This window comes from Haloglomus irregulare (genome assembly GCF_007421925.1).
Taxonomy (GTDB): domain Archaea; phylum Halobacteriota; class Halobacteria; order Halobacteriales; family Haloarculaceae; genus Haloglomus; species Haloglomus irregulare.
This window is the reverse complement of sequence record NZ_QMDX01000006.1, coordinates 129492-147463: the sequence shown is the minus strand read 5'-3', so window position 1 is coordinate 147463 and position 17972 is coordinate 129492. Positions and strand designations below refer to the sequence as shown.

17 protein-coding genes are annotated in these 17972 nt (G+C 72.6%); 10 read left to right on the top strand and 7 right to left on the bottom strand.

What is annotated here, in order from left to right; genetic code table 11:
* The first annotated feature begins 10 nt into the window (after positions 1–10).
* Positions 11–1378, top strand: coding sequence for a DNA primase DnaG (gene dnaG / locus DP107_RS11425; RefSeq protein WP_144262293.1), 1368 nt, complete (start codon positions 11–13; stop codon positions 1376–1378).
* Here dnaG and DP107_RS11420 read toward each other — a convergent pair.
* On the bottom strand, positions 1355–1876 hold the full coding sequence (locus tag DP107_RS11420) for a GNAT family N-acetyltransferase (RefSeq protein WP_144262292.1): 522 nt from the start codon (positions 1874–1876) through the stop codon (positions 1355–1357). The two genes, dnaG and DP107_RS11420, sit on opposite strands and share 24 nt — an antisense overlap.
* Complete coding sequence (locus DP107_RS11415) at positions 1873–3216, bottom strand: DUF92 domain-containing protein (RefSeq protein WP_144262291.1); 1344 nt, start codon at positions 3214–3216, stop codon at positions 1873–1875. The genes DP107_RS11420 and DP107_RS11415 overlap by 4 nt, the downstream gene beginning before the upstream one ends.
* A gap of 124 nt (positions 3217–3340) precedes the next feature.
* Here DP107_RS11415 and DP107_RS11410 point away from each other — a divergent pair, with 124 nt between their 5' ends.
* The 4 genes from DP107_RS11410 (at position 3341) to DP107_RS11395 (ending at position 8444) form a co-directional block, all read left to right on the top strand.
* The gene (locus tag DP107_RS11410) at positions 3341–3949 is read left to right on the top strand and encodes an undecaprenyl diphosphate synthase family protein (RefSeq protein WP_144262290.1); all 609 of its coding nucleotides are present in this window, start codon (positions 3341–3343) and stop codon (positions 3947–3949) included.
* Between the two features lie 107 nt (positions 3950–4056).
* Positions 4057–6456 (top strand): PAS domain S-box protein, encoded by a 2400-nt coding sequence (locus DP107_RS11405; RefSeq protein WP_144262289.1) that lies wholly within the window; start codon positions 4057–4059, stop codon positions 6454–6456.
* Between the two features lie 53 nt (positions 6457–6509).
* Complete coding sequence (locus tag DP107_RS11400; RefSeq protein WP_144262288.1) at positions 6510–6830, top strand: DUF5783 family protein; 321 nt, start codon at positions 6510–6512, stop codon at positions 6828–6830.
* A gap of 96 nt (positions 6831–6926) precedes the next feature.
* Complete coding sequence (locus DP107_RS11395; protein ID WP_144262287.1) at positions 6927–8444, top strand: sodium:solute symporter family transporter; 1518 nt, start codon at positions 6927–6929, stop codon at positions 8442–8444.
* Between the two features lie 125 nt (positions 8445–8569).
* On the opposite strand, the gene DP107_RS11390 is transcribed toward DP107_RS11395, so the two are convergent.
* The 3 genes from DP107_RS11390 to DP107_RS11380 all read right to left on the bottom strand — a co-directional run bounded on the left by DP107_RS11390 (position 8570) and on the right by DP107_RS11380 (position 10410).
* Positions 8570–8854, bottom strand: coding sequence for a hypothetical protein (locus DP107_RS11390; protein ID WP_144262286.1), 285 nt, complete (start codon positions 8852–8854; stop codon positions 8570–8572).
* 117 nt (positions 8855–8971) lie between these two features.
* Positions 8972–9616, bottom strand: coding sequence for a ribonuclease H family protein (locus DP107_RS11385; RefSeq protein ID WP_144262285.1), 645 nt, complete (start codon positions 9614–9616; stop codon positions 8972–8974).
* 131 nt (positions 9617–9747) lie between these two features.
* Positions 9748–10410 carry an HAD family hydrolase gene (locus tag DP107_RS11380; RefSeq protein ID WP_144262284.1) on the bottom strand — a complete coding sequence of 221 codons (663 nt, stop codon included), beginning with the start codon at positions 10408–10410 and terminating at the stop codon, positions 9748–9750.
* Between the two features lie 118 nt (positions 10411–10528).
* On the opposite strand from DP107_RS11380, the gene DP107_RS11375 reads away from it, so the two are divergent.
* Positions 10529–12604, top strand: coding sequence for a heme-binding protein (locus DP107_RS11375; RefSeq protein WP_144262283.1), 2076 nt, complete (start codon positions 10529–10531; stop codon positions 12602–12604).
* Here DP107_RS11375 and DP107_RS11370 read toward each other — a convergent pair whose 3' ends face one another.
* On the bottom strand, positions 12605–13702 hold the full coding sequence (locus tag DP107_RS11370) for an aminopeptidase (protein ID WP_144262282.1): 1098 nt from the start codon (positions 13700–13702) through the stop codon (positions 12605–12607).
* A 99-nt stretch (positions 13703–13801) separates the two neighbouring features.
* On the opposite strand from DP107_RS11370, the gene DP107_RS11365 reads away from it, so the two are divergent.
* Positions 13802–14170: a universal stress protein gene (locus DP107_RS11365; protein ID WP_144262281.1), complete on the top strand. Its 369-nt coding sequence runs from the start codon at positions 13802–13804 to the stop codon at positions 14168–14170.
* Positions 14167–14706: a GNAT family N-acetyltransferase gene (locus DP107_RS11360; protein WP_144262280.1), complete on the top strand. Its 540-nt coding sequence runs from the start codon at positions 14167–14169 to the stop codon at positions 14704–14706. Before DP107_RS11365 ends, DP107_RS11360 begins: the two co-directional genes overlap by 4 nt.
* An 18-nt stretch (positions 14707–14724) precedes the next feature.
* On the opposite strand, the gene DP107_RS11355 is transcribed toward DP107_RS11360, so the two are convergent.
* Positions 14725–15180 (bottom strand): hypothetical protein, encoded by a 456-nt coding sequence (locus DP107_RS11355; RefSeq protein ID WP_144262279.1) that lies wholly within the window; start codon positions 15178–15180, stop codon positions 14725–14727.
* Positions 15181–15664: 484 nt separating this feature from the next.
* On the opposite strand from DP107_RS11355, the gene truD reads away from it, so the two are divergent.
* Positions 15665–17086: a tRNA pseudouridine(13) synthase TruD gene (gene truD, locus DP107_RS11350; RefSeq protein ID WP_144262278.1), complete on the top strand. Its 1422-nt coding sequence runs from the start codon at positions 15665–15667 to the stop codon at positions 17084–17086.
* Between the two features lie 125 nt (positions 17087–17211).
* Positions 17212–17943 (top strand): DUF2103 domain-containing protein, encoded by a 732-nt coding sequence (locus tag DP107_RS11345; protein WP_144262277.1) that lies wholly within the window; start codon positions 17212–17214, stop codon positions 17941–17943.
* Positions 17944–17972 lie beyond the last annotated feature (29 nt).

Genomic DNA, 17972 nt, shown 5'->3' with positions numbered 1-17972 from the left:
CGGTTCGCATATGCCGGATACAGCCAAATACCTCATCAACGCACGCATCAGCGCCGACGGAGTGGTCGAACGGAACGACGTCGTCGGGGCGGTCTTCGGACAGACCGAGGGCCTGCTCGGCGACGACCTCGACCTCCGGGACCTCCAGGAGTCGAGCAAGGTCGGCCGCATCGACGTCGGGATCGACTCCGAGGGCGGCCAGTCGTTCGGTCACCTCACTATCGCCACCAGCCTCGACAAGGTCGAGACCGCTATCCTGGCGGCGGGCTTGGAGACGATCGACCGGGTCGGCCCCTGCCGGGCTGACCTCGAGGTCACCGGCATCGAGGACGTCCGCGCGGCCAAGCGCCGCGAGGTGGTCGACCGGGCCAAGGAGCTGCTCGCGGAGGCGTTCCAGGGCTCGATGATGTCCTCCGCCGAGCTCGTCGAGGAGGTCCGGCGCTCCATCCGCGTCGAGGACATGGTCGAGTACGAGGGGCTCCCCGCCGGCCCGAACGTCGGTGACAGCGACGCGGTCATCGTGGTCGAGGGGCGGTCGGACGTGGCCCAGCTGCTCGGTTACGGGATCAAGAACGCCGTCGCCGTCGAGGGGACCAACGTCCCCGACGCGGCCGCCGAGCTGACCCGAGGCAGGACCGTCACGGCGTTCCTCGACGGGGACCGCGGCGGCGATCTCATCCTGAAGGAGCTCGTACAGGTCGGGGACGTTGACCACGTCGCCTTCGCCCCGGAGGGCCAGTCCGTCGAGGACCTCTCGCGCCACGAGGTGATGGCCGCGCTCCGGGACAAGGTCCCCTACGAGACCATCGCGGACCGGGAGGCCGGCGCCCACGAGGTCGCCGCGACCGACGGCTCCTCGCGGCCGGCGCCCGACACGCCGGCGACGCCGTCGCCGGAGGTCGACGACGGACCCTCGGTCGCCGCCGACCCCGCCGCCATCGACGGGGCGCCCCCCGCCGAGCCGGCCGATGCCGCGGCGGAGCCCGAGCCGGATGTCGACCCCGATGCCGAGCCGGCGGCTGACCCGCCCGACGAGGACACCGCCGACGAGGACGCCACCGAGGGCGAGACGGCGCCCGAGACGCTCCGGGGGCACGTCCGCGCGACCGTCGACTCCGGCGAGGCCCGACTGCTCGACGGGGAGATGTGCGTCCTCACGACGGCGATGGCCGACGAGGCGTTCGCGAGCGTCGAGGACGCCGACCCGGTCCCGACGGCGCTCGTCCTCGACGGGGAGTTGACCCAGCGCCTGCTCGACGTCTGCGCCCAGCGCGGCGTCGAACAGGTCGTCGCGACCTCGCTCGGCGACCTCGTCAAGCGACCGACCGGCGTCCGCATCCGGACCGCCGCGGACCTACTCGAGGTCCCGGACCAGTAACACGCCGTCCGCCGCCTCCCCGGTGTCGTCGTAGTGGTCCGGGAGCTGCTGCGCCTCGCGGAAGCCGACCGACTCGTAGAACGCCCGTGCGCGCTCGTTGTCGGCCCGTGTCGTGAGCCGCAGCGCCGCGTGGTCCGGGTTGCGGGCGGCCACCGCGGCCAGCAGTCGCCGGCCGTGGCCCCGCCGCCGATGCCCCGGCGCGACCGCGAGCTCCGCGACGTACACCGTCTCGCCGTCGGCCGTGAACAGCGTGTAGCCGACGGGTTCCGGCCGGAGGCCCGACGGGCCGTCGGTCCCGCCAGCCGCGGCCCGGTCGGTCGCGACGAGCGCCAGCCCGGCCCGGACGCCGGTTCGCAGCAGCGTCTGGTTCGGGTCGGGGAACGCAGCTGCCTGGATGGCTCGGAGCCGCGACAGGTCGTCGTCGGTGGCCCGCCGGACGACCGGTAGGGCCCCACCCGTGTCGCGCGTGCCGTCGGGGTCGGTCGGGGCGCCGGTCATACCAGTCCGAGACCGAGCACGAGGCCGGCGCTCGTGACCGCGCCGGCGAGCGTCGCGAGCAGGTTGACGCTCTCGTTCCCGAGCAGCGACCCCTCGAGCGTGGCGCCCAGCAGGCTATCGGCGATGGTGCCGGCGAACCCGCCGACGACGATGACCGCCGTCGGGACCGGCGTGAGGTCGAAGAAGACCGCGGCGATGCCCGCGATGACGGCGGCGCCGAGCACGCCCGCGACCTGCCCCTGCCAGGTGATGGCACCGTCCGTGCCCGGTTCGACACGCTGGAGCGTGGTGATGAGCCGGGGGTCGTCGAACAGGCCGCCGATCTCGCTGGAGAAGGTGTCGGCCATGGCCGCGGCGACGCTGCCGGCGAAGGCGTAGCGAAAGAGGCCGGGCGGCACGCCGACGCGCGCCGAGGCGGCGAACAGGACGACCGCGACCAGCGCGACCGCGGCGTTGGCGAGCACGTTGCCGCCGCCGCGGGCGCCCTCGTTCTCCTCGGCGATACCGCGCTCGCGCTTCTCCTCGTAGCGGAACTTCGAGGCGAGCCCTCCCAGCCCGAAGAAGGTGATGAGCAGCGCGAACCAGCCGTAGCCGCCGAGCACGATGGCCAGGAGCGCCAGCAGGACGCCGGTGAGCATCCCCGTCAGCGAGGCGGTTCCGAGCGCGAACGCGACGTAGCCGAGCAACACCGAGACGCCGATACCGACCCCGACCCGGACGCCCGAGGGGGCGACGCCGAGTTCGATGAAGCCCCACAGCAGGAGCGCCACGGAGACGAGCACGAGCGGGTCGTCGCGCTTGAACAGCGCCGTCCGGAGGAGTGCGGCACCGAGCGCGCCCGTCGCGGCCAGGAACGCCGCCACCGGGAGCGCCGCCCGCCCGTCGAGGATGGTGCCGACCGCGAGGAACCCGCCGATGCCCGCCAGCAGACCGCCGACGGCGAACACGGCCGTAACGACGACGGGTTCGGTCGCCCGGAACCGGACCGCCTCCGCGACCACGTTGCCGACGACGAGGACCGCGACGCTGGCGACGAACGCGGCCGGCGGGAGACCGAACTGCTCCAGGGTCACCAGCAGTGCGAGGCCGGCACAGGCAAAGGCGAAGGCCGCGAGGCCGAACAGCCGGCCCGCCTCGTAATCGCCCGGCCGCGCCAGTAGGTCGAACAGCGGTCCCTCGTCGACGACGTACAGCGCGCCGAGGCCGATGAGGAGGAAGGGGAGCGCCGCGACACCGGCAGTGGTCGTGGGGCCCAGTCCCCGACCCGCGAGCAGCGGTACCACCAGTGCCAGCGACCCGACGAGCGCGTACGCCGCGGCTCGTCGCACGTTCCCCGTCACGACCCGTGGTTCCCCCGACGCGTACTTAACGCTCCCGAAGGGGGGTTGTCCGGCCCCTCGTGTCCGGCGCCAGCCCGGGACGACGGACCGTACAGTTTAGACCCCGGCCCGGCCAACGCCGCCCGTGGGCATCTACGACCGCTATCTGGAGGCGCGCGTCCGGACCAGCGATGCCGACCGCCCCGACCACGTGGCGCTGGTCATCACGGAGCGCGACCTGCTGGAGCCCGGCGCCTACGACACGCTGACGGAGTTCTTCGGCTGGGCGGTCGACCTCGGCGCCGAGCGGGTCACGGTCTACGTCAGCGTGCTCGACGAGGAGGCCGTCCCCACGCTGCGACGGGCGTTCGACGACGTGGAGGCGCCCCGCGAGGTCGCCGTCCGGGGGCCCGGCGACGAGGAGCGGGCCGACGCGCCCATCCGCGTCTCGATGGGGTTGGGCGGCCGCGACGAGTTCGCCGCCGCCGTCCGCGGAGTCACCGAGGAGGTCCGGGCCGGCGACCTCGACCCGGAGGACGTGACCGAGGCCGACATTGAGGAGCGTCTCGTCTTCCCGGAGCCGCCGGACGTCGTGCTGAAGACGGGTGCCGAGCGGCTGTCGGACTTCATGATCTGGCAGTCGGTCTACTCCGAGCTCTACTTCACGGATCTGAACTGGCGGGACTTCCGCTACCGGGACTACCTCCGGGCGGTCCGGGATTTCCAGGAGCGTCAGCGACGGTTCGGCCGGTAGTCCGAGCCCCGCGACGAGCGCCAGCCGAGCGACGGACGTTCGGTTGCCGGGCCGAACTCCGCCCCGGTCACTCATAGGTTTATATCTATCCGTGGAGTAGGCGCCGTATGGAGCGCGTCCCCGGCTCGGTCCGTGTCCTTCACGTGGACGACGACCCGGATTTCGTCGACATGGCCGCGACGTTCCTCGAGCGCGAGGACGACGACTTCGCCGTGGAGACGGCCACGTGCGCCGAGGCGGCGCTGGACCGGCTCGGGGCCGACCGGTTCGACTGTATCGTCTCCGACCACGACATGCCGGAGCGGAACGGGCTGGAGTTCCTCGAGGCGGTCCGCGCGGACCACGGCGACCTCCCGTTCATCCTGTTCACCGGCAAGGGGAGCGAGGAGCTCGCGAGCGAGGCCATCTCCGCGGGCGTCTCGGACTACCTGCAGAAGGGGCGCGGGACCGAGCAGTACGCCATCCTCGCCAACCGTATCCGGAACCTCGTCGACCAGCGCCGGGCCGAGCGGGCGGCCGACCGGACCGAGACGCTGCTCTCGGAACTCGCCGCGAACAGCGACGACGTCTTCTGGTCGTACACCGCGGACTGGAGCGAACTGCTGTTCATCAGCGACTCGTACGCGGCCATCTGGGGGCAGTCGGTCGAGCGGCTGCGGGCGGACCCGACCGCGTTCATCGAGGCCACGCACCCGGCGGACCGGGACCGCGCGCTGGCGGCGATGGAGCGCGTCTCAGCCGGCGAGACCATCGACCTCGAGTTCCGGGTCAACCCCGACGAGTCGTACGGCCGGTGGGTGTGGGTGCGGGGCACACCTATCCTCGAGGACGGCGAGGTGGTCCGCTTGGCCGGGTTCGCCCGCGACGTGACCGAGCGCCGTCGCCGCGAGCAGGCGCTGGAGGAGCTGCACACCGTCGCCGCGGAGCTCCCCGAACTCGACTCCCGGGAGGCCATCTGCCAGCGGACCGTCGAGGCCGCCAGCAACATCCTCGCGTTCGACCTCTGTATCATCAACCTCGCGACGGACGGGGTGCTGGCCCCGATGGCGACCTCTGGGGACCTCTCCCCCGAGGACATCCGGCCGATGTCGTTCGACGAGGCGCTCGCCGGACTCACCTACCGGACGGGGGAGACACAGCTGGTCGACGACCTCGAGGCCCACCGTGAGGCGAATCCCCAGGGCGCGTTCCGGTCCGGGCTCAGTATCCCGCTTGGCGACCACGGCGTCTTCCAGGCCACCAACGGGGCGCTCGCGGCCTTCGACGACACCGACCGGGACCTGGCCGAGCTCCTCGTCGCCCACGCGACCCGTGCGCTCGACCAGCTGGCACACGAGGGGGAGCTGGAGCGCTACGAGACCATCGTGGGGGCGCTCGGCGACCCCGTCTACACCACCGACGAGGAGGGGCGGTACACCTACGTCAACGACGCGTTCGTCGAGCTGACCGGCCACGACCGCGAGGAGATACTCGGCGAGGAGGCCCCCTTCCTGCTCACCGAGGCGTCCGTCGAGCGCGCGCTCGACTGCATCCGGGAGCTCCTCTCGGGCGACGCCCGGCACCAGCAGACCTACGACATCACCGTCGAGACCGCCGACGGCGAGCGGGTCTCATGCGAGGACAACCTCGCGCTCCTCCCCCTCGAGGACGGCGAGTACCGCGGCGCCGCCGGCGTCGTTCGCGACGTCACCGACCGGGTCGAGCGCGAGCGCGAACTCGAGCGACAGAACGACCGGCTTGAGGAGTTCACCAGCGTCGTCAGCCACGACCTGCGGAACCCGCTGAACGTGGCCCAGGGACGGCTCGACCGTGCCCGCCAGGCGTTCGACAGCGCGGAGCTCGACGCGGCGAACGACGCACTCGACCGGATGGACGAGCTGGTCGAGGACCTCCTGGCGCTGGCCCGGCAGGGGACGGCGGCCACGGCCCCCGAGCCGGTCCCGCTCGTGGACGCCGTGGAGACGGCCTGGCGCCACGTCGAGACGACCGGCGCGACGCTGGCGGTCGAGACCGACGCCGTCGTGCTGGCCGACCGGAGCCGACTGACGGAGTTCCTGGAGAACCTCATCCGGAACGCCGTCGAGCACGGCCCGACGGGCGATCAGCCAGCGGCCGGCGACGCCGTGGAACACGGTTCCACGGGCCTCGACCCGGAGGCCCGGCAGGGCGCCGCCGAGCACGGCTCGACGAGCCCCACCGCCCGCCAGGACGGGGTCGTCGCCGACCGGATGGCCGACGACCCCACGACCGGTTCCGCGGCGCTGACGGTGACGGTCGGCGACCTGGCGGATGGCTTCTACGTCGCCGACGACGGGGCCGGCGTTCCCGACGACGCCGCTGACCGCGTGTTCGAGGCCGGGTTCTCCACCGAGGACGAGGGGACCGGGTTCGGGCTGAACATCGTCTCGAACATCGCCGAGGCACACGGCTGGACGGTCGACGTCACCGAGAGTGCCGGCGGCGGCGCACGGTTCGAGGTCACCGGCGCCGGGCTCCTCGCGGACTGACCCGCCGCCGGTCCGCCGGAACCGTTACCGGTGGGCCCGACCTCCGGCCGTGCATGACCGAGTTCGACCCGGAGCGGTTCGAGGAGAAGTACGTCCACTACTTCGAGGAGCTGGAGCGGGCCTACTCGGCGGCCTATCAGGAGCTCCACGGGGTGCGTGACTCCGAGCTGCTGCGTGCCATCGACCGGCGGGTGCTGAGTGAGAGCGAGCCACACTACCAGGGCGACGGCGAGTTCCGGGTCGAACTCCCGCCGGACCCGTACGAGCGGGCGGGGCTCGCCGTCGACGAGGAGCGGTTCGAGACCCTGCTGGAGCGGTTCGTCGCGGGCATCGAACGCCAGCTCCGCGCGGAGTTCGGGTTCGACGGCGACTGAGGTATAAGCCGGTTATACCACCAGATTTTAGCCGGGCGGAGACGGACGGGCGTGCATGCAGATGTCGGCATCGCGGACGGTCCGAGGTGAGCGTGGATGGTGAGCAGCGAGGTCGCGCTGGGGGCGACCGTCGTCACGCTGACCGTCTTCGCGGCTATCGGCGTGCGGTACGGCCGCGGGGCGACGGACGCCGAATCATTCATCAGCGCCCGCGACAGCGTCGGTGGCTACGGGATGGGCGCCACGGTGCTGGCCTCCAGTATGGGCGCGTGGATCCTGTTCTCCCCGGCGGAGGCGGGGGCGGCGTTCGGCGGTATCGCCGCCGTCGCGGGGTATGCCGCCGGGAGCGCGCTCGCGCTGCTGGCCTACGTCAAGCTGGGCCCCCGCATCCGCGAGCTCATCCCGGCGGGGCACTCGCTGACCGAGTACGCCTACGTCCGGTACGGGCCCGTCGCGTACGCCTACGTGCTGGCGGTGAGCGTCGCCTACATGTTCGTCTTCCTCGCCGCGGAGTTCACCGGCATCGCGGGCGCGCTCTCGCTCATCGCAGGCGTCCCGGCGTGGCAGACGGCCGCGCTGGTCGGCGGGTTCGTCCTGTTGTACACCGCCTACGGCGGCCTCCGCGCGAGCATCGTCACCGATACCGTCCAGACGGTCGTCCTGCTCCCGCTCGTGGCCGTCGGCTTCGTCGGCGCGGTCGTCGCGCTCGGCGGGCCCGCCCGGCTGGTACGGGAGACGGCCGCCACGAACCCGGACCTGCTGAACCCGGGGTTCCTGCCGGGGCTGGAGTTCGGCGTCTACGTCGTCGTCGCCGTCGTCGGCGCGGAGCTGGTGAACCAGGCGTGGTGGCAGCGGATCTACGCCGCCGCCGACGAGCGCTCGCTCCGGCGCGGGTTCGGCCTGGGCGCCGTCCTGGTGGTTCCGCTGGTCCTGTTCGCCGGGCTGTTCGGCGTCGTGGCCGCCGGCATCGGCGCGCTCGGCGAGGGCGAGGCCTCCATCGCCTTCTTCGTCCTGCTCCAGCAGTCGTTCCCCGACCCGGTCGTCCTCGCGGTCACGCTGGTGGCGGTGCTTCTGGTCACGAGCTCGGCGGACACGCTGTTCAACGCGATCGCCAGCCTCGTCACCTCGGACCTGCCCCGCGTGCTGGAGGACCCCTCCGGGGACCGGCTCACCGCCGCCGCCCGCGGCTTCACCGCGGTCGTCGCCGTGGCCGCCACGTTCGTCGGCGCACAGCAGTACAGAGTCCTCGCGGTGTTCCTCACCGCGGACCTGCTGGCCGCTGCCACCTTCGGCCCGCTGCTGGCGGGGCTCTACACGCCGCGACTGTCCGGCGGCGCGATGCTCGGGTCCAGCGTCGCCGGCCTGCTGGTCGGGCTATGCCTCTTCCCCACCGCTCGCGGGACCCTCGGCGGGCTCCCCGGCGCGAGCGCGCTCCCGGCGCCCTCGTTCCTCTCCGCCTTCCTCGGCGCGGCCGTCGTCTCGCTCGGGCTGGCGGCGCTCGCGACGCGCGTCGCCCCCGCCGACTACGACCTGGACCGGCTCTCACGGGAGATCCGTACCCTCGACGGCTCCGGGGCGGCCGGGGACGACGCGACGCCGGCGGACGACGACTGACGTCGCCCCTCGCTCCCGCTCCGGCTCGGTGGACGGGTGCAGTAGTCGACTTCTGTCGACAGTAACAGGGTAATACGCGTTTTCCGACGGAAACGAGCGTTCGGAGGGGGCCGACCGGGACGTGACTACTCGTCGTCGGCCTCCCGCGGGAGCTGGGCGCCCCAGAGGCGGACCCACTCGGCCAGCGGGCCGCGCTCGCCCTCCACGTCGATGTGGACGCTGCCGTCGAACCCCCACTCGGCGCGGGAGGCGTCCTCGCCGAAGCGCGACGGGATGTGGACCCGGAGCTCCTCGGCGGTCAGCTCCACGCCCTCGTCGCGGGTGACGGCCTCGTCCAGCACCTCGTCGAGGCTGTCCATCCAGGTCCGTGGATACGGTCCGTCGTCCGGCGCCTCGCGAGGTTCGCTCATAGCGGTTCCATCCCGCGATTGAGCCGGCGTGGTCCTAACGGTTTCGACGCCGGACCCGGCTATCGACCGGAGCTAGGGGTGGACCGCGTCGGCGGCCGTCGCCGCGGTCCCGTGACTCTAATCGGAGGCGTGTCGGTCGGCCCGGGACGGCGGCGGGACCTCCTGCCCGCGGTCGCGGGTGCCCGGCTCGTCGCGCAGGTCCGCGGGTTCACCGGGGAGGGCCTCGGGCGCCGGGCGGACCTGCGTGCCGCGGTACTGCTCGGGCGTGTTGGCGAGCGGATGGGCCGGGTTCTCGCCGGAGTCGATGCGCGCGGCCCGGAGTTCGGCGAACCGGGCGACCCGGGCCCGGATCCCTCGCCAGTGGTGGCGGGCCGCCCGGGGCACCCGATACGGGTGGGGCGGGTCCCCCCGCGTGGCCAGCGTCGCGCGGTTGACGTTGGCCGCGAGGTCGTCGTGGTCGACGAGTACGCCGACGCGCGCCTCCGGGTGGACGTGCTCGGCGAGCACGTCCAGCCCGAGGTGCAGCGCCCGGTACTCGGCGACGTTGTTGTCGGGGACCTGGTCGGGGACCGCCAGCCGCGCGACGGTGCCACCCTCCCGGGTCTCGATGAGGACGCCCAGCCCCCCGTCGCCCGACTGCCGGAACGAGCCATCGGCTGCGAGGTAGTAGTCGCGGTGATGGGTTCGCGGCGGATGAGCGATATGTGGGGTGGGGGAGTCGTCGAACAGGTTCCGCAGGGCCGGCCGACTGTACGCGGCCATGGTTCACTACTGGGGACCCGGAGTCTTAAATCCACGGTCCGTTCGCAGGTGTTCCACGGGAGTTCGTCAGACAGCCGTCGAACGGACGGCCGTTCGTCGGTTCTCGACCCCGTTCGGCCGTTCTCGGCCGCTCACTCCAGCCCGTCGAGCAGCGCCGGCAGCCGCTCGACCAGCCGCGACCGCTCCACCGTCGCCGTCGCGTCCGGGTGCGGCTCGGGGCCCCCCTCGTACAGCACCTGCACCGCGTGGAACCCGGCGGCGGCCGCGCCCGCGATGTCGGCCTCCGGGGCGTCGCCGACGTACGCCGTCGCCTCCGGGGTCGTCCCCAGCGCGTCGCACAGCGCCGTGAACGCCCGGTCGTCGGGTTTGGGTGCCGGCAGCGCCCCCGTCACGACCACGGCGTCGAACAGGTCCGTCCAGCCGGCGCGGGCGACCTTCCGCCGCTGGGTCACGACGGGGCCGTCCGTCAGGAGACCGACCCCGTAGCGCCCGCGCAGTCCGGTCACGAGGCGGTCCGCGCCCGCCAGCGGGGCGGTCGCCTCCGTGATGAGCGCGTCGTACGCGTCGGCCAGCGCCGCGGCATCGACGCCATCGACCCCACGGTCGGCCAGCAGCGCCGCGAAGACGGCCTCGCGGTCGGCCCCGTCCTGCCGGGCTCGGTGGGTCCGGAGATACGCCGCGCGGGAGAGCCGCGGTGCACCCACCCGGTCGCAGGCAGCGTGGAGCAGCGTCTCGCGGTCCCGGTCGACAACCAGCAGCGTCCCGTCGAGGTCGAACCCGACCGCCTCCAGCACACCCCCTGATTGGCGACACGAGGGCTTGAGGATTCCCGTCTCGCGGCCGATTCCAACGGTCGGTCACCGTGCGCCCCAAACCGCAAGACCCCTGTTCGCCCGGGCCGTACCTGCTCCTATGAGCGAAGACGCCCAACGCCGCCGGGCCCCACCAACCGAGGAGGGCTGGTACGTGCTGCACGACCTGCGGAGCGTCGACTGGGATTCGTGGCGGGCGGCGCCGGACCGCGAACGCCGGGTCGCCCTCGACGAGGGGGTGAGCTACCTGGAATCCCACGCCGCGCTCGCGGATGTCGCGGGCGATGAGGGGGCGACGGCCGTGTTCAGTGTCGTCGGGCACAAGGCCGACTTCATGATGCTGCACCTGCGGCCGTCGATGGCTGCGCTGGACCGCGCCGAGCGGGCCTTCGAGCGGACCGCGCTCGCGGACTACACGGACCAGGCGAGCTCCTACCTCTCCGTCACGGAGGTCTCGGGCTACATGCACGACGACCTCGACGCGGGCCTGGCGGACGTCGAGGACGAGGGGATGCGCCGCTACATGCAGCAGCGCATCTACCCCGAGATCCCGGAGATGGCCCACGTCTGCTTCTACCCGATGGACAAGCGCCGTGGCCCGGACCACAACTGGTACGACCTCCCGTTCGACGAGCGCGCCGAGCTGATGAGCGCCCACGGCGACATCGGCCGGGAGTACGCCGGGAAGGTGACCCAGATCATCTCCGGCAGCGTCGGCCTCGACGACCACGAGTGGGGGGTCACGCTGTTCAGCGACGACCCCGCACAGATCAAGACGCTGCTGTACGAGATGCGGTTCGACCCCTCCTCGTCGCGGTACGCGGAGTTCGGCACGTTCTACTTCGGTCAGCGGTTCCCGCCGACGGACCTCCCGGCGCTGTTCGCCGGTGAGACCGTCCCCAGTGAGGGGGTGGCGGCCGCTCCGGCCCCCGAGCAGGAGGCCGGAGCCGCAGACCACGCCACGCCAGCAGCGGCCGGACACGCCGACGGTGGCGAGCGGGCGGCCGCGTCCGGGTCGTCGGGGGGGACGGGCGCCGCCGAGAACGACGGGGCGACAGCCGGCGGTGACGACGCGGGCGACGACGGTGGCGATGCCGACGACGGCGGGTCGACCGGCGGCCGCCCGCCGGTGGCGGACGAGTCGCCACACGAGGAGGTGGCGGAGTCGGCCATCGAGCAGGAGCTCCGGAGTCTCGGGCTACCCGCCGAGGACCACGACGGGGCGGGTTACGGGCTCGTCTTCCACTCCGCGGCCGACGCGGAGGCGATGATGGAGGAGGTCGACGGCCTGCGGAGCAACTTCGACCACTACGACACGCACGTCCTCACGACGGTCCGGGCGGACCAGGGCCGGTCGGTGGTCATCAGCCTCTGGGCCAACCAGCGCGCCGCCGACACCGCCAGCGGGTTCCTCGGCGACCTGCCGCAGGTCGAGCGCGGCGTCGGCGGGCCGCTCCCCGGCGGTGAACAGCCCGAGGGCGACGCGGCCGGACGCGAGGACGACAGCGAGGACGGGGCCGACGAGGACGGGACGGTCGAGACGTCCGGCGACGCGGCGGACTCGTTCCGCGAGGAGCTCCGGGACCTCGACGTCTACGCCGGCCAGCCCCACGGGGAGGACGTCTACGCGGTCGTGCTCTACTCCGAGGCCGACGCGGAGGCGCTGGCCGACGAGGTGTACGGAATGCGCGAGCGGTTCGAGCACTACGACACGCACGTCAAGACCGCGCTGTACGACGCCCGGGGCGCCCCCGGGGAGGCGAGCGACGCGGGTGACGGGACCGGCGACCGGACCGCCGTCGTCAGCATCTGGGACACGGCGGACGCCGCGGACACGGCCAGTGGCTTCCTCACCGACCTCCCCGACATCGTCGAGCGGGCCGGCGAGGAGTCCGGCTTCGGGACGATGGGGATGTTCTACACGGTGAAGCCGGACTACCGCGAGGAGTTCGTCGACACCTTCGGCGACGTCGGCGGGATGCTCGCCGACATGGCGGGCCACTTCGACACGGACCTGATGGTCAACCGCGAGGACGAGAACGACATGTTCATCGCGAGCCAGTGGCGCGCCCGGGAGGACGCGATGGACTTCTTCCGCTCGGACGCGTTCCGCGACACCGTCCAGTGGGGCCGCGAGGTGCTCGCGGACCGCCCGCGACACGTCTTCCTGGCCTGACTACTCCTCCCAGCGGAACCGGCCGTTCCGCTGGACCGCCTCGCCGTCGACCGTCAGCGAGGAGTCCTCGCTCACGTCCGTGATGAGGTCGACGTGGACGGCCGACTCGTTGCCCACCTCTCCCTCGGGCAGGCAGGCGTCGTACGCCCGCCCGACCGCCAGGTGGACGGTGTCACCCATCTTCTCGTCGAAGAGGATGCTGTCGGTGAAGCGGTCAATGCTGCGGTTCATGCCGACGCCGAGCTCGCCCAGCCGCCGGGCGCCCTCGTCGGTCGTGAGCACCGTCTCCAGGGCCGCCTCTCCCTGCTCGGCGGCCCAGTCGACCACCTCGCCACCCTCGAAGGTGAGGGTCACGTTCCGGACGCGCGTGCCCTCCAGCGTCAGGGGCACGTCGAAGCGGACGACGCCCGCGGTGTCGTACGGCGCGGTGAACACCTCGCCGGAGGGGAGGTTGTGTGAGTCGTAGGCCACGGAGGCAGCGGAGTTGACAGCCGTCCGGCCCGCGATGGACATCGTCAGGTCCGTCTCGACGGGGCCGCCGGCCTTCCGCAGCCGCACCGTCTCCCCGTCGTCGAGGACCGTCTTCAACCGAGCCATCTCATCGGCGAGCGCCTCCCAGTCCCGGAGGACCGCGTCGTAGACGAAGTCGCGGTACGCCTCGGCGCTCATCCCGGCCGCCTGGGCCATCGCCCGGGTGGGGTGGACGGTGCTGACCCAGTCGGTTCCGAACCGGGCCTCGCGGATCCCCTGCCGGGCCCGGCTGTACGCCTGCGACCGCTCGCTGGGGACGTCCGCGGTCGCGGTCGCGTTCCGGCTCCCCCGCAGGAACAGCGCGGCGTCGGCGCGCTCGTACAGCGCCAGTTCGTACTCGGGGTCGGCGTCGAACCCGCCGTCGTGGGCGAGCCGGTGGGCCCGCTCCATCTCCGGGGAGCCGTACAGCGTCACCATGTTCGCATCGCGCTCGCCGAGGGCGGCCGCGACGGCGACGCCCAGGTCGTGGGCGCCTTCGCCGACCTCGACCACGACGTCGTCGCCCGGCTCGACCCGTGCGCTCCACTCGACCAGCGTCCGCGCGTGCTCGTGTACCCGCTCGTCCATGCCGGCAGGTCGGCCGCTCGGGGCAAAAGCGCGCCGGGTTCGCGGCCCGCGCCCGCGGGCGCCGGGAGACTTTTGCCCCGGCCCGGCCTCCGTCGAGATATGAAGGTACTGCTGGGTGTCGGCGGGAGCGAGGACTCCCTCCGGGCGCTCGACCGCGCCATCGAGCGCGCCCGTGGGGCCGGCGACGACCTGACCGTCGCCGTCGTCGACAACCCCGAGAGCCCCGTGGACGTCGACGACGTGGAGTCGGAAGTGCGCGAGCGCCTGGCGGCGACCGGGTTCGACGCCGAGGTCCGCCGGCTGGAGGGCGACCCCGGCAGCCGGCTGGTCCAGCTGTCCGAGCAGGAGGCCTTCGACCGCATCGTGCTCGGCGGCGGCGAGACCAGTCCGCTCGGCAAGGTCCGGCTCGGCTCCATCGCGGAGTTCGTCATCCTGAACGCCAGCGTCTCGGTCACGCTCATCCGATGACCAGGGAGTACCCCGACACGATGGCCGGCCCGTACGAACCCCCGCCCCGTTCGTTCACCGACCGGTCGGACCGCGAGGTCGTCGTCCGCGAGTTCGGCGCCGGCCCCGTCGACGACTTCGAGGTGCTGGTCGGGATGTACGACGGCTACGACACGGAGGACCGCGCCCAGGGCATCCCGCCCGTCGGCGAGGAGCACGTCCGTGACTGGCTGGACACCATCACCGGCGACGACTGTTTCAACGTCGTCGCCTGGCACGGGGACTGGCCCGCCGGCCACGCCACGCTCGTCCCCGACCGACACGGCGCCTACGAACTGGCCATCTTCGTCGACGGCGAATACCAGGGGGCCGGCATCGGGACGGAACTCATCAAGGGCCTACTCGGCCACGGCCGCGAGCACGGCATCGACCACGTCTGGCTCACTGTCGAGCACTGGAACGACCCCGCGATCATGCTCTACGAGAAGGTCGGCTTCGAGCGGACCGGCGACGGCGGTTTCGAACTGGAGATGGCGGCCACCCTCTCGGAGAGCTGACGCCGACCGCCTCGACACTCACGACCCCGTCGACCGGTCGGGCGTCGGGCGGGTGCTCGCGATGACGTTGTCACCGTTCACCAGCGCGACCCGGTAGTACGCCTCGCCACGCCGGAGGTAGACCACCAGTTCGCCGCAGGTGTCGCTCCGGGCCTCGACGCTCTCGCGGAGCGAGTCGAACGCCGGCGACGTCTCCTCGGTCGGAACGGCGTACTCCTCGCGCTCCAGCGCCGTCTCGACGAGGTCCTGCTCCGCGGTCGAGAGGTCGGCGAACCGGATGGGGTCCGCGTTCTCGCAGTCCGGTGGCTGGACCTGCTTCAGCCGGAGCCGTGCCGGCATGTCCTCCGTCCCGTCCGGGCCGTCGCCTCCGGGCGGACCGGTACAGCCAGCCAGCGTGCCGAGGCCGACCAGCGCGAGGCCGCCCAGCAGCGTACGCCGTCTCGTCGTCGGCTCCCGTCGAGTACCTCCGCTCATGACTGAGCTGCCGTCCCGTACAACCGAAGAAGCGGCGGAATGCCAAACGACTGTTTGAGTAACCGCGACACCGGGGAACCGACCGACCGTGCGGAGGGATACGCCCGGACGACGACCGGCAGCGGTACGGGGAGCGGACCGACCACGAACGACAGGACGGAGCCGACGGGAGTCCACCGACGCTCCCGTTGGTGCCGCCCGGTTCGAGGTCACGGGAACGGCTCGGTCACCGGTCATGCTTGCCGGGTTGCCCCCGCCCGCCGGGACCGGTTCGCGCGCCGCGTCCGGTATGTGCCCCGGCCGTTTCCTGATAGGATGTCCGAGAGTAGACGAAAGCTGCAGCTATCGTCACAATACGGCGGAAAGGGAGTGAACGAGGTGTATACGTCCGTAACGGAGCTCCCTCCGGCAACCCGAAAGCCCGAGTGCGCCCGCCCCCGAACCGCCATCATGCACCAGCGACGCCGCCGGGGGGCTCGGGTCGATGCGTGAGGCCCACCCTCGCGAACGGGAGATGGGGATGCTGTGGTACGTCAGCGAGGCCGACGGGACCGGCGGCGAACTCCGGATCGAGCCGGAGGACTTCGTCGTCCGCGAACGCGAGCGGTTCGACGTGGAGCTGCACCCGCCCGGCGCCGACACGGGGGCGTACCCGCATCTGGTGTTCCGGGCGACGCTCCGGGAGTGGGACACCAACGATTTCGCCGATGCGGTGGCGACGAAGCTGGGGATGAGCCGCGAGCGGGTCAACTGGGCCGGGACGAAGGACAAGCACGCGGTGACGACACAGCTGTTCTCCGCGAGGTACGAGGGCGTCGAACTCCCCGACCTCGGGGGTGCCGACATCGAGGTGCTGGGCCGGGCGGGCCGGCCGGTGCTGTTCGGCGACCTCGCGGGCAACGCGTTCGAGATTCGCGTGCGGCACGCCGAGACACCGGGAAACCACGATGCCATCACCAGGGCCCTGCGGGCGTTCGCAGGAGCCCCCGGGACGGACCGTGGCGCGGTCGGGGCGGGCGACCCCGCCGGCGTACCGAACTACTTCGGCCACCAGCGCTTCGGCTCCTTCCGGCCCGTCACGCACCGGACCGGCCTCGCCGTGGTCCGCGAGGAGTGGGCCGACGCGGTGCTGACGTACCTGACGCAGACCTCGGCCGAGGAGCCCGCCGAGACGCGCGCGGCCCGCGAGTTCGTCGCCGAGACGGACGACTGGGCGGCCGCGGCCGAGCGACTGCCAGGGGGTCTGCGCTACGAGCGCGCGATGTGCCACACGCTGGCCGACCGGGTCGGCGTGGGCGAGCCCGGCCCGGCGGACTGGCGGGCCGCGCTGGAGTCGCTCCCCTCCAACCTGCGGACGCTGCTGGTCAACGCCGCCCAGTCGTACGCGTTCAACCTGATGCTCTCCGAGCGGCTCGAACGGGGCCTCCCGTTCGCCCGGGCGACGGCCGGCGACGTGGTCTGCTTCGCGGACCGGTCGGCGACAGCCGGCTCGGGCGAGCGGGGCGGTGGCCCCGCGAGCGGCGGGCTCGCCCTGCCCGACACGGACCGGCTCCAGCGCGTCGACGCCGACCGCGTCGACACCGTCAACCGGCACTGCGAGCGCGGCCGCGCGTTCGTCACCGCGCCGCTGGTCGGCACGGGGACCGAGCTGGCCGACGGCGAACAGGGCGACATCGAGCGGTCGGTGCTCGACGAGCTGGAGCTGGACCCGGGTGACTTCGACCTCCCGGGCGACTTCAGGTCGACCGGGACCCGGCGGGCGATCCTCCTGCGGACCGACCTCGACGCCGATCGCGTCGACGGGACTCCGGACTCGCTGCGGTTCCGGTTCGCGCTCCCGAAAGGGTCGTACGCGACGGTCGTGCTCCGGGAGTATCTGAAGCGCGACCCACTGGCGCTGTCGTAGGACGGGGTCCCCCACGGCCGCCGAGTCGACGCCGGAACCGGCCGGCCACACCGACGCCGGAACCGGCCGGCCACACCGACACCGGAACCGGCCGGCTTATGCGCGCGGACGGGTAACGGACACTCATGGAATGTCGCCAGTGTGCCACGCCGCTGGAGCGCCCTGGCGACTTCTGTCTCACCTGCCGCACGCCGAACGCCGACACGGTCGTGCTGGACTGCGCCCGCGACCGCGCGACCGTGACGGCGCTGCTCGAGGAGTCGATCGTCGCCGAGCGGACGGTCACCACGCGCCCCGAGCAGGACGGGGAGCGCCAGCCGGTCGAGCTGCGGAACTTCGCCGGCCTCGTCGCCGACGAGGTCCACCGCAAGCGCCCGGAGGAGCTGTACGCCGCCGGCGAGTACGCCGTGCTCGAGGCGCTCCGCCGACAGCTGCACTACCCGCTCCGCCGCGTCGAGCCCCGGGACGGCCAGTCGGTCGCCGACGCCGTCCGCGAGCGGGCGGGCGAGACCGCCCTCGAAGTGGTCGAGACCCCGCCGGACGAGAAGCTCGGCGGGAGCCACAGCACCCTCGTCGGGGGCCGCGACGGGATGACCGCCGTCCGGACGGTGGCGGCCCACCCGCACGTCAAGAAGGTCATCCCAGGCCCCATCTCGGCGGGCGGCTCGGGGTCGCGCTCGGGACTGCGCGCCAAGGCCACCCGGGCCGACGAGAACGGCAACGTCCGGCTGCTCGTCCGGGACGGCTCCTCCGTCCAGGAGAACCGCGTCGTCACCACCGCCGGGAGCCGCGAGATGGGCGAGCGGGTCCGCGACGACCTCGATGCGTCGCTGGCCGACGCCGGCCTGCAGGACTGACCGCCGCGTCGAACGCCCCCGGGCTCCGG